This is a genomic window from Caloranaerobacter longqiensis, from assembly GCF_050286925.1.
GTDB lineage: Bacteria > Bacillota > Clostridia > Tissierellales > Thermohalobacteraceae > Caloranaerobacter.
The window spans coordinates 105,913-118,320 of record NZ_JBFWFX010000004.1; the positions used below are offsets into that span (position 1 = coordinate 105,913).

The 12,408-nt window shown below is 26.5% G+C and carries 13 protein-coding genes and 1 other RNA gene; 11 read left to right on the forward strand and 3 right to left on the reverse strand.

Features of this window, described 5'->3' with window-relative positions:
* The first annotated feature begins 70 nt into the window (after window positions 1-70).
* The 6 genes from AB4Y15_RS05220 to AB4Y15_RS05245 all read left to right on the forward strand — a co-directional run bounded on the left by AB4Y15_RS05220 (window position 71) and on the right by AB4Y15_RS05245 (window position 4,307).
* Window positions 71-340, forward strand: a complete 270-nt coding sequence (locus tag AB4Y15_RS05220; RefSeq protein WP_427338894.1) for a hypothetical protein — start codon at window positions 71-73, stop codon at window positions 338-340.
* A gap of 338 nt (window positions 341-678) precedes the next feature.
* Window positions 679-771, forward strand: a complete 93-nt coding sequence (locus AB4Y15_RS05225) for an IS3 family transposase (RefSeq protein WP_427339027.1) — start codon at window positions 679-681, stop codon at window positions 769-771.
* A gap of 1,060 nt (window positions 772-1,831) precedes the next feature.
* Window positions 1,832-2,104 (forward strand): hypothetical protein, encoded by a 273-nt coding sequence (locus AB4Y15_RS05230; protein ID WP_427338896.1) that lies wholly within the window; start codon window positions 1,832-1,834, stop codon window positions 2,102-2,104.
* A gap of 31 nt (window positions 2,105-2,135) precedes the next feature.
* A complete protein-coding gene (locus AB4Y15_RS05235) occupies window positions 2,136-2,309 on the forward strand; it encodes an SPASM domain-containing protein (protein ID WP_427338898.1) in 174 nt (57 codons plus the stop codon).
* A gap of 119 nt (window positions 2,310-2,428) precedes the next feature.
* Window positions 2,429-3,040, forward strand: a complete 612-nt coding sequence (locus AB4Y15_RS05240; RefSeq protein WP_427338899.1) for a radical SAM protein — start codon at window positions 2,429-2,431, stop codon at window positions 3,038-3,040.
* Window positions 3,033-4,307: an MFS transporter gene (locus AB4Y15_RS05245; protein ID WP_427338901.1), complete on the forward strand. Its 1,275-nt coding sequence runs from the start codon at window positions 3,033-3,035 to the stop codon at window positions 4,305-4,307. Before AB4Y15_RS05240 ends, AB4Y15_RS05245 begins: the two co-directional genes overlap by 8 nt.
* Before the next feature lie 113 nt (window positions 4,308-4,420).
* Here the strand turns inward: AB4Y15_RS05245 and AB4Y15_RS05250 are convergent, their stop codons facing one another.
* Window positions 4,421-5,053, reverse strand: coding sequence for a hypothetical protein (locus tag AB4Y15_RS05250; protein ID WP_427338902.1), 633 nt, complete (start codon window positions 5,051-5,053; stop codon window positions 4,421-4,423).
* Window positions 5,054-5,284: 231 nt separating this feature from the next.
* Between AB4Y15_RS05250 and AB4Y15_RS05255 the strand changes: the two genes are divergently transcribed.
* The 4 genes from AB4Y15_RS05255 to ssrS all read left to right on the forward strand — a co-directional run bounded on the left by AB4Y15_RS05255 (window position 5,285) and on the right by ssrS (window position 9,265).
* Window positions 5,285-6,232: a calcium/sodium antiporter gene (locus AB4Y15_RS05255; RefSeq protein ID WP_427338903.1), complete on the forward strand. Its 948-nt coding sequence runs from the start codon at window positions 5,285-5,287 to the stop codon at window positions 6,230-6,232.
* 195 nt (window positions 6,233-6,427) lie between these two features.
* A complete protein-coding gene (locus AB4Y15_RS05260) occupies window positions 6,428-6,745 on the forward strand; it encodes a hypothetical protein (protein ID WP_427338904.1) in 318 nt (105 codons plus the stop codon).
* 169 nt (window positions 6,746-6,914) lie between these two features.
* Complete coding sequence (gene ftsH, locus AB4Y15_RS05265; RefSeq protein ID WP_427338905.1) at window positions 6,915-8,666, forward strand: ATP-dependent zinc metalloprotease FtsH; 1,752 nt, start codon at window positions 6,915-6,917, stop codon at window positions 8,664-8,666.
* A 420-nt stretch (window positions 8,667-9,086) separates the two neighbouring features.
* Window positions 9,087-9,265: non-coding RNA, 6S RNA (ssrS, locus tag AB4Y15_RS05270), on the forward strand.
* A 21-nt stretch (window positions 9,266-9,286) separates the two neighbouring features.
* Here ssrS and AB4Y15_RS05275 read toward each other — a convergent pair.
* On the reverse strand, window positions 9,287-10,828 hold the full coding sequence (locus tag AB4Y15_RS05275; RefSeq protein WP_427338906.1) for a putative polysaccharide biosynthesis protein: 1,542 nt from the start codon (window positions 10,826-10,828) through the stop codon (window positions 9,287-9,289).
* 184 nt (window positions 10,829-11,012) lie between these two features.
* Here AB4Y15_RS05275 and AB4Y15_RS05280 point away from each other — a divergent pair, with 184 nt between their 5' ends.
* Entirely contained in the window at window positions 11,013-11,255 is a 243-nt protein-coding gene (locus tag AB4Y15_RS05280) for a hypothetical protein (protein WP_427338907.1), read from the forward strand.
* Window positions 11,256-11,261: 6 nt separating this feature from the next.
* On the opposite strand, the gene AB4Y15_RS05285 is transcribed toward AB4Y15_RS05280, so the two are convergent.
* Entirely contained in the window at window positions 11,262-12,062 is an 801-nt protein-coding gene (locus AB4Y15_RS05285) for a histidinol-phosphatase HisJ family protein (protein ID WP_427338909.1), read from the reverse strand.
* Window positions 12,063-12,408: the final 346 nt, after the last annotated feature.

A 12,408-nucleotide genomic window follows, 5' to 3' on the forward strand; every position in this document is an offset into this window, starting at 1 on the left:
AAAAGTTATTATAAATAATAATTATTTTAATTAAGGTTTTGGGGAAAATAATAATATGTGAGGTGATTTAATGTTAAATAGTGTTTTAGAAACACGAAGAAGAGATAATAATGGAATATATCATCTCCAACTTATAATGCCAGAAGAAGAGTATTTTAATGTTTATGAGGATATAGACGATAATCATGCAAAAGATATAATTAATTTGTATTTAGAGTATCATCAGGATGATGGAAGACCAATTAATATAAGTATAGATTATGATAAAAATTCACATGTTGTAAAACTTAATACTCAACTTAAGTATGAAAATAATGATCATACTAAAGCTTCTTATTAAAATATTAAGAAACCTAGATAATTTATTTATCTAGGTTTTTGTAGTATGCTTGTTTTAGAGGTTAGGATTATGTTTGGCAATTTATTATATTAATAAGGAGTTATTATTTTATGCTAATCTGACATTGAGTAACTATTAAGCCTTCTGACCATTTTGGATAACCAAACGAAAATTTAGTATTATAAATTCAAGCAGAAGGTTGTCAAAATGAAAGGGAAAAAATATTCAATTGAGTTTAAAAAACAAATAGTCAAAGAAGTACAAGAAACAGGTAATGCTACTATATCTGTGATGAACAGATAAAAGAATTCATCCTAGCAATTATAGAAACAGAAGGAATATGCTATGGATATTACAAAATAACTATAATTCTAAAAAGAAAATATAACTTAATTATCAATAAGAAGAAAGTGTATAGACTATGTAAATAAAGAACTAGATATATTAAGACCTCAGAGAAAAATCAAGCCTAAGCATCCAAAAAAATATCTAAAAATCGAGAAATAATTACATCTAATTCCTTATGGAAAGTAGATATTAAATATGGGCATATAATTAGTCATAAGGTCAGATAATGGGCCACAATTTATTAGATATCAATTGAAAAAGAATATATAAAACTAAAATTTGAACATGAAAGAATTCCTTATAATACACCAAATAAAAATACCCATATAAAGGCATTTCATAGAATATTAGAAGACGAGTGTCTATCTAGACATGAATCTAAAAGTTTTGCCCATGCTTATAAAGAAGTTCTGAATTCTTAAAAACTATAATAAAACTAGGATACATGGGTTTATAAGCTATATATCGCTAAATAAATATTACGAAAAAGTATAATTTGGTATTAAGCCTAAACAACAATAAAATTGTAAATATAGCTTTCCCTAAGCCCTTAAGGAAATTGCAAAGTAATTTTGAAAATAAATGAGTATTAGTGAGTTTTTGTTCAAAATTAACGGGTTAATCTGCTAGATTTTTATAATTATAATTTTAATATAGAGAATTTTACACTTATTTTCACACATTTTGACGTCACTTTGTATTCTTTTACTATTACCATTTTTACTTTTTTCTGTAAAACTAGAGTTAAAAATTATTTAAAATTGTCGCATTATAACGAAATATGTAGAACGAAAAAAGTTGTATTATTATTGATAATATGATAGTATAAAAAAACAAAAAACGTATAAAATACATAAATTATTTTTTTTGTTTTACTTAGTTATTTCTCGTATAATTGTATATAAATAGTTTTTAAGTATCAAATATACTTTCAACATAGAGTAATAGAGTATATGAAATGGGTGAGACAATGGAACAATTAACTATTCAAACTGAAATTCTTGATGAATTATCTTTAGAAATGGATATTGATATTTGTATGGCAAAACAAAGCTCTTGTGAAGACGCTTATTAAAATCTAAAAAATCATCCAATACCCATTAATGATTGTTGGATGATTTTTTATGAAAAATGGAGGAATATATGAATGCTTATATAAACGAGAATTTTTCATTTGGTAAATTACGAAATGGAATTGAATTTATTTATTTACATTCTAAAACTGCTGAAATTGAACCTATTTTTTTAAAAGAAGAATTCATCGATGAATTAAAATACATAAAACAACATGAAAAAATTGCTTCATTTGATATTGCACAAAAATTAATCAAGTCTGGATTGGTTAAAAGATCAAAGAAAGATTCTATCAATATTAATTATGATTTTAAAATTAGACGAAAACGAAGAATATTTTAAAAATCTTGAGTGTGATGCAGCAATTTTGTGAATGAGAATTGAACCAAATGGAAACATACTTCCATGTGGACTTATTAGAGAACCTATAGGTAATATATATGATGGCAATATAAAAAATATTTGGGTTAGTGATAAAGCTAAAAAGTTTAGAAAATCCGATTTATTTAAGTCCAGAAATGAATGCTTAGATTGTGAAGATTGCTAAATTTCCATTTGTTTCAAAATATGATACTTATGGAATTACTTCTTTTAGTAATAATTTTATTAATGGATTATTAATCGGCAAAGAGATTAAGAAACTATATTCTAAAAAAAGTTGTATTTATGGGAGGTGCACATGCTAGTCAGGTTGCTGAAAAAGTAATAAAAGAGTTTGATTTTATCGATTTTATTGTTAAGTTTGAGGGTGAGATTTTTGCGGAACAATATAGTAAATTTTTACAAGGCGAAATAAGTTTTGGTGAAGTTCCAAATGTTGTTTATATAGAACAAGGGAATATTAAACATAACAGAATTGTTCCACTAATTAGAGAATCTGAGCTGCCTATGTTGCCATATGATTTTGAAATTATTAAATATAATAAACAAAATCTTATTAATAAAACAATTTCTATTGAAGGAGGAAGAGGTTGTCCGTTTAACTGTGTATTTTGTTCGACAAAATTATTTTGGCAGCGAAAATCGAGACTAAAACCAGTAAATATGATTATTGAGGAAATGAATTATCTTCATAAACATTTAAAAGTAAAAGCATTTAAAATTGTACATGATTTGTTTACATTAATAATAACTCCATTGAATCTTCTTGATAGAGAAAATCTTCATCTATATGAAATAGATAATATACAAGAAACTTACAATATCAATCTTAAAATTTTAAATCGTGTAAAAAGAAAAATTAGTATAGTGATAAAAAAAGGAGAAGAATATGAATAAGAACATTTTTAAAAATAAAAACTATAGTAAGTTGTTTTGGGGAAAATTTGTTTCAGATATTGGCAGTCAATTTTATATGTTTTCTCTTGCATGGTACTTATTATCATTGACAAGTTCAGCAGTGATTGTTGGTTATTTTTTATCGTTTAGATTGTTGCTATATGTTATTTCTGCACCAATCGGTGGTGCGATTAGTGACAGATTAGACAGAATTAGAGTATTAATCTATTGCGATTTTATACGAGGATTATCAATATTCATTAATTTATTAGTCATTATAAAAACTGGCGACATAAGTTTAATTTTAATTTCACTATATATTAGTACTGCTATTCATGTATTATGTGATGCTTTATTTATACCTTCATCTACTGCTGCTATTAGGTTTGTTATAAGTAAAAAAGAACTTACAGATGGTTACTCATTTATATATTTGATTAATAATGTTAAAAGGATTTTAGGTATCTTTTTTGCTGGAGCTTTATACAAATTAATTGGAATTGAAGGTATTATGCTATTTAACGGAATAAGTTTTGTTATTTCAGGTATATTTGAGAAGTTTATTAATGTGAATACTAAAGAAGAAAATTATAATAAGATTAGATTAAAACTAATTTTAAGTGACTTAAAAGATGGTATGGAATTTCTTTTGAAACTAAAGCCATTATTTTTTGTTACAATGATTTCGATTTTTTCTAACTTTGTATATGAACCATTAGCAAGAAATGGGTTTACTTATTTTTTCAATCAATTAGTTAAAGTTGATCCAATTTACTTATCAACAGCAGCATCTTTTACAGCAATCGGTTCAATAATAATGACAAAATTTATTGGCGATTATGATTTTGATAATATTATCAATCATTATTATAGAGGAATTACATTTAAAACTATTTATGTAGTTTTATTAGTTATAAATATGGTATTTTTTTTAGTGGGAACATCTCATTTTATGTTATTTTTCATAATACATTTGATATTACAAGCTTGTTATGGGGTTATAATTGTATATATAAATGTGCCAACATTAGTTTATATGCAAAAAGAAGTTCCTTCATACATGATTGGTAAAGTCGACTCATTTATTACAACATTTTCTATGGCTATTATGCCAATCTCTACGATTATTGGTAGTTATATAATTGATAAAATTAATTTTCTTACATTAGCTATAATCACAGTTTTAGCAATGAACATAATTTGGATTATTTATACGATTTTTAGAGCGAGCATTTTAAGAGTATGTGAAATTGTTAGTTCAAACTGACAGCTGATACAAAAGGACGGTTTGTTGTACTATGCTGAATATATTTAGAATGAAAATAAAAACTCCTTTCTAGGAAATAAAATACAACCTGGAGAGGAGTTTTTTATATTAGATTAGTTTTCATCACTACTGTTTAACACATTAAGTAATTCCATCATCTGAAGCATATCTTTCATTTTATCAATATTTTTTGCTTCTTCATCTCCAAGCATAGGTTTTATTAAATCAATCATGTCATCAATATTTATTTCTGATTTGTCATTTGCAGAAGAAATTTTGGTTAGAGTTGATATAATAGGTTTGAATTTATCAATGTTTATCATTAAATCTAACATTGGTTTTATAGTGAGCAGTTTATCATCCGGAATTTCTTCCTGTAAAGATTGAAATATCTTGTTTATACGTTCTTTTGGTGTTATATTAGTTACAGGAGTTATTGGTTCAAAAGTTTTTCCCATTGTAATGAATTCATATAGTCCCATTATTCTGTTTATTTTTTCGAGGTTAACTATAAAAATATTTAATGTTCCTACCATTTGTTCAGGTAGGTAAGGGCCTACTTTTTTTAGAATGTGTATTTTTTTATCAAGATTATTAAGTATAAATATTTTTGATAAATTTTGCAAAGAAAATCTCTGGTTAATTAACTTTGGCATAAAGATTAGAGCTGTAAATAATAATAATAATTTATTATTAAGAGGACTTATATTAATTTGTTTTGGTGTACTTATTTGTAACTTATTCACTTTTAATCCTCCTAAATAGTTAAAATTAAAATACCTCGCATAAGTATAATATGATATTTATTATAAATCTGTTACACATTAGATAAAATATTTTATTATATTCATGTGTAATAAAATGTAATTTTTTTAAATTTATTAAAATTAAAGGATTTATTCTATAACGGATAAATATTTATTGTATTAGTTATATTACTTATAGAAAAACAAAATACTAAGTTAGGGTGATATATATTGTTTACGTCAATAATATTATTTATATTTGGTTTGATTTTAGTTATAAAAGGTGGAGATTGGTTTGTAGATTCTTCAGTAAAAATAGCAAAAATATCAGGATTACCAGAAGTATTTATAGGAGCCACATTAGTAAGTATAGCAACCACTTCACCAGAGATTATGGTTTCTGCAACAGCTGCAGTAAAAGGACATAGTACAATGAGTGTAGGTAATGCCATAGGTTCTATTATATGTAATATAGGATTAATATTAGGACTTACTAACATTATTATGCCTAGTAAGATAGATAAAAGATTGTTTAGTGGAAAAGCTTTTTTAATGGTTTTATATATGATACTACTTTTTATCTTAGGATTTAATGGTTTTATTGATAGAGCTGATTCAATAATATTGATAACACTTTTTATTATATATGTAATATATAATTCTTATAGCGTTAAAAGTAGAAAGGCATCAGTATCAAATAAGGGTAATAAAAAGATTTTTTCTAAAGAGATAATTAAAATTGCAATAAGTTTTATATTTGGAATAACTGCTATATTAATAGGTGCTAATTTACTTATAGATAATGGTGTTATTTTAGCAGGATACTTAGGAATTCCAGAAGCAATTATAAGCCTTACACTTATTGCATTAGGTACTTCATTACCAGAATTGGTTACAGCTATTACTGCATTAAGAAAAGGGCATGGAGGTTTATCTATAGGTAACATAATAGGAGCTAATGTTTTAAATATAACGTTAGTAATTGGAATTTCAGGTGTAATAACCCCCTTAAAACTTTTAAAACAAAATATTTTTTTCGATTTTCCGGTAGCATTAATATTGATGTTATTATTATTAATTCCGTTCTTAAGAAGAAATGAAATTACTAGATTAAATGGTTTAATGTTATTACTAGTTTATATTGGATACATAACACTACTCTATAGTGTATTTTCGTAGATATATTGAAGTGTATAATTTTTGATAAGAATCATATAATATAATGTATTGTTTAATATAAACAAAATCTTCGATTTAAATAAATTAAGGAAGATTTTGACTATATCCATTACGGAAATTATATTTTAAATTCATAATTTGAAAAGTATGTAATTTCCTATGGATTATAAAAAAGGTTTAAAGGGGGATGTTTACATGAGTAGCGAATTAGGTAACGACAGAATAAAAAATCTTGAAGAAATTTTAGAAAAGTTTAAGGGGAAAATAGAGATAAAACCGGAACAACTAGAAGAATTAAAAGAATTAGCAAACAACTATTCAAATAAGACAGAAGAAGAACTAATGTTAGAGGTTATGAAATATAGCAAAATCTTTTCAAATGATATGACAAAGGAAGAGTATTTGAATAAGATTAAAAAGCTTGAGAAAATAAGGCCATTTTTAAGTGAAGAGCAGTCTAAAAAACTAGATAAATTAGTAGAAATACTTAAAAAAGTAGATATAAAAGAGTAAATTTGAACTTCGAGCATTATAGCTCGAAGTTTTTTTAATTTTTGTAAGCTGTAATTGAAGGTGTCAAAATTTTATGTAAACATTACTAAATATTACAAATTGAACATGTGATGATAAATTTGATATACTATAAAATGTATTATGTAAACTAGAAAGTGGGGATATAACAATGATTAAAAAACAAAGAAAGATAATATTTTTTGCATTAGCAGCATTTATAGTTATAATTTCTGTTTTAATATATTTTCAAATCAATAATAAAGATTATGAAAATATTTCATATAAAAAATTTATTGAGTATGTAGAAAAAGGTAGTGTTGAAACTGTTTATTTAAGTAATAGTTCTAAGATTAAAGGTAAATTAGCAGATGGGACATATTTTATAACAGACAATCCAAGATCAGAGTCTTTTAAAGAAAGTCTTTTAACAAAGGGTATAAATGTTGAAGAAGTTGAACAAAATGTAGCAATAATGAATTTGCTTACTTTACTATTAGTTTTAGGAAGTTTCGGATTTATAGGATATTTTTTAAGTAAAAATACAGCTAAGCAAGCTCAGAAGGAAATGGCTTATATGTCTTCTATAGAAAGTGATTTTAGTAATACTAAGTCTATAACTTTTGATGATGTTGCAGGGAATGATGAAGCTAAAGAAAGTCTTAAAGAGTTAGTAGATTTTATAAAAAATCCTGAAAAGTATGAGAGATATGGTGCTAGAATGCCAAGAGGCGTACTATTATACGGTCCACCTGGAACAGGTAAGACTCTTTTGGCTAAGGCTTTGGCTGGAGAAGCAAATGTTCCTTATTTTGCTGTTACAGGTTCAGATTTTATACAAGTTTATGCAGGGTTAGGAGCAAGTAGGATTAGAAGTCTGTTCAAAAAAGCTAGACAAGCTGGTAAATGTGTAATATTTATAGATGAGATAGATGCTCTAGGGAAGAAAAGAGTAGGAAATGTAGGTGGTGGAAGTGATGAGAGTGATAGAACATTGAATGCTTTATTAACTGAAATGTCAGGATTTAAAGGGAATGAAGGAATAGTAGTAATAGCAGCAACTAATAGAATTGATACATTGGATGAAGCACTTTTGAGACCAGGTAGGTTTGACAGACAAATTGAAGTTGGACTTCCAGATGTAAATGCTAGGTATAAGATATTAAAATTACACAGTCGAAATAAGCCTTTAGATAAAAATGTAGATTTAAAGAAAATAGCTTATCAAACAGTATATTTTAGTGGAGCTAAACTGGAGAATTTAATGAATGAGTCTGCTATGATAGCTGCAAAAAATAATCAAAAAACAATAAAAATGGAACACATAGATAAAGCTTTTTATACAGTAATAGCTGGTGAAGAAAAGAAGGATAAAAGCACTATATCCTTAAAAGATAAAAGAATAACAGCATATCATGAAACTGGACATGCTTTAGTTACTAAACTTATTGCACCAGAAAATAGAGTTACAAAGGTTACAATAATACCAAGTACTAAAGGTGCTGGAGGTTTTAGTATGAATATACCGCCTAATAGCATGTATCAGTCTAAGGAAGATATAATTAAGAATATAAAAATATCTCTTGGTGGTAGAGCAGCAGAGGAAATTATTTTTGGAAAAGATAAAATTACAACTGGAGCTTCAAATGATTTACAAAAAGCTACTAAAATGGCTTTGTTGTTAATTAGTAGATTTGGCATGGAAGAATCTGCTGGTTTAGTAAGCTACGAAACATTATTAGGAGATAAATTAGGTAGCAATGATTTTATAATAAACAAGACAAGAGATTTGCTAGAAAAGTTATATAAAGAAACTTTAGAGCTATTGAGAGATAATCTAGAGTTACTAGAAAAAGTAGCTAATCATTTGATTTGTAATGAGACTATTAATGAAGAAGAATTGAATTTATTGATAAATCATTAAATCAAAGATAAAGTTATATTCATTAACGAATTGAAAAATAACGCTCATAGACAAATCTTTAGAGAAAACATAGACTTATAATTTCGAAAAATCCTAACGCACCTAATCAAGACGTCCTGTTTTGTAGGATGCTGGCTTAGCGTCCATGCTAAGCCTACTCGATTTTTCTGAAATTCTTCATCAAGTTTTTTTTGCAAAAGCTTTGCAATTATTCGCTTTCATTTTTCAATTATTACAATTAAGTATGAAACTTTAAGACTTTGGCTTAGGACTTAGTATTTTAGAGCTTGTCAACTACTGAATTTCATCAAAAAAACAAATAAAGTTTACACAACTTGAGATATTTGCATTTTAACATTTTTAATAATGCTTTTTTGATTTTTAAAAAGCTTAAATTTGTGTTATAATAAAGTCAAACAAAAAATCCTGAGATGTTCGTAAGCCCTTGATAATTCGACCGACATTAGACATCCGGGAGTTCGGGTTCTGTAGTGTATGACATGCCTAATTGATGTAGGAAGTCAAAAGCTACAGATAGAACACCCACCTGTGTGAGCAGCGGGTGCGAATTAGAAGGGCGACGGCATCACGGGATAACCCTTAAGCATTTAGCTTAAGGGTTATTTTTTATGTAGAAGTTTTTTAAGTAAAAAGGGAGGAAGGCCTTTAATTAATGTTAATATTAAGAAATAAGTCAAACCACCTACAAATAGGCATACTAAGAAATTTATATAGTTTTGTGTGTTTAACGATCTAAGGTAATTATAAATAATTAGTATTACTGCAGTCATACCAACTGAAGATATTATGGGTTTTATTATATAGTCTGTGGTATTAAAATTAATTTTCATTATCCTTATTATACTAATATAATGTAAAAGACTAATGATAATTGTTGCTGAAATAAAGCCTAGGAAAAAACCTTTAATACCAAATATTGGGTTACCCACTAGAAAATATGTTGATGATATTTGAATTAACATTCCTATTAAATAATTTATTGTTGCTATTACTTGTTTTCCTAAGCCATGAAGTATACCAGATAATACATGTTGCAGGGATAAAAATATTGTTGAATAACCGAGTATACCCAAGTAAATACCTACAATTTTATCATCGTAAAAGAACATAGCTATAGGCTCTGAGAAAAAGATATATATAAATGTTAGAGGTATAGAAATTAATAAAGTTATTCTCAGAGATAATAGAATATCGTTTTTAATCATTTTGTATCTTTTTAAAGCTAATTCTTCAGAGAGATTCGGAATAATGTTTATTACAAGAGCTGATGTAACGATATATGGTAGAAATAAAATGGGCATTGACATTCCAATAACTCTACCAAAAATTGAAATAGCTTCTGCTTGGCTGTATCCTGCTGCTATTAGTCTTTGAGGAATTAGTACTGCATTTATAAGTTGCATTGATACATTAATTAATCTAGATATGGTTATAGGTACTGATATATAGAAAATTTGTGAAATTATCTGTATAGTATATACAGGTTTTGATGAACTTATAGCTTTATTTTCACCAAAAAGTTTATAGTTTAGTATCATCCAAATTAAACCTGCAATTTCTCCAATACTTATTCCACAAACTGCTATAAAAGCTCCTAGTTTCGAACTGACTGGATACATATAATAGATTATTCCCAGTACAAAAGCAATTCTTACTATTTGTTCTATTATTTGAGCTATACCAGCTGGGCTAATTTTTTTCATACCGTAAAAATATCCTCTGAATACTGACGAAATTGAAATTATTAGTACTGCCGGTGCTAACATAATTATGCTTTTATTTATTTCTTTATTTTTAAGAATTTTTAATGAAATATAGTCGCTGCCTATTAAAATGATTAAACTCAGAACAAGAGCTATTAAAAAAGTCATAAATAGGGCGATTTTAAAAATCTTTTTTGCACTTTTTAAATTATACATAGAATTCTGTTTAGCAACTAATTTTGATACGGCTATAGGAATACCAGCAGTAGTAATAGTTATGAAGAACATAAGAACTGGGAATACCATTTGAAATAGCCCTATGCCTTCTGGCCCAATAAGTTTTGATAAAATTATTTTGTAGCAAAAACCTATAAATCTAACTATGAAATTTACAGTTGCAAGAATTATTGAACCGTATATGAAGCTATTTTTTTTCAAACTATCACCCCAAAATATTTGCTGTATTATACATATTTTGTTTAAAGGAATAATATTACTGAAGATATATTGTTTTTAAAAATTTAACATTTATTTAGGAAACTAAGAATATGTTTAAGAAATGTGACAAAGATTAAGAATAGAATTATTAAGATAAAAAACTAATTAAAAGGAGATGCATAATATGGAGTTAGTTTGTCCACTCTGTAATGGCATGTTAAATTATGAAATATATTGTTTAAAATGTGGCGATAGACTAAAAGATAAAGGGGCGATAGTGGATTACTTAGATGAATATAGTCCTTATCTATCAAATGATATAACACAACTTGTTGATGGAGTAGAACATGAAAAATGCTGCCATTTGTTTAAGTGTGAGAGATGTAATTTTGAAAAGAGAGTTGAAATAAATAGAGTAAGGATGTAAAGAACCTTACTCTATTTTAATAAACTGAGGTTTTCTATTTTTGTATACGGTTATATATCTATAGCCAATACTTTTCAATAATTCAATAGCTTCTTTATAATGAGCACATATATCTCCTGGTTTATGAGCATCAGAGCCAAAAGTTATTATTTCTCCACCTAGGCTTTTATAAAGTTTGAGTATATCAGTATTTGGGTGAAAACTACCTATACCATATCTGATTCCTGAAGTATTAATTTCGATTCCTTTTCCCAATTCGATAATTTTATTTAAAACTGTTTCAATAACATCTAAGTATTCTTTTATCTCTAAAGTTTTTTCCATAAAGTTTTGGTATCTTTCAATAAGATTAATATGACCTATAACATCAAAGTCCATAAGAGCATCAATACATAAAAGAAGTTCCTCATAGTATTCATAATAGACATCTTTTATGTTTTTATCTTTATAAAAAGTACCTTCATGGATGCCTTTGCCTTTAGCAGTATGAATCGACATTATAATGAAATCGAAATTGTGTGTTTTTATAAATTCTTTCTTTTTTTCGGCAAGATGAGGTTGCATACCAACTTCTATGCCACTTAATACATCAATTATCCCTTTATAATTATACTTTAATCTATTAATTTCTTTAAAATAATCATTTGTATCAAACACAAAATCTATTAAATCGTCTCCATATTCAAAATCTAAATGGTCAGTAAAGCAAATTTGCTTAACTCCTTTTTGTAAAGCTCCTTTTAACATATCTTCCATTGTATATTTACAATCGCCTGAAAAGCTGCTATGAACGTGAAAATCGTACATTTATATCACTCCTAATCGAATGTTTTTCTTTGACTATACACCTATATAATTATAACATAAATGCAGAAATAGTTAAGATTTAACTAAGTACAGATGTAATTATCGTATAGAAAACTTACAGTTTTCACCAATATTATTACGTTAAATTAATAGTTATTAATATTCTGATAATTGAAATGGTTGTTAATAAATGGTATCATATATTTTATAATCTAATAGGAAATTATATCCTTTTAGATTATGGATAATTTTAAATATAGTTTCCGTTTATGGATGCGACCAAAATATTCCTTATAATTTATTTAAGTTGAAGATTTTGTTCTTAAAAAATACAAAGATTATTGAA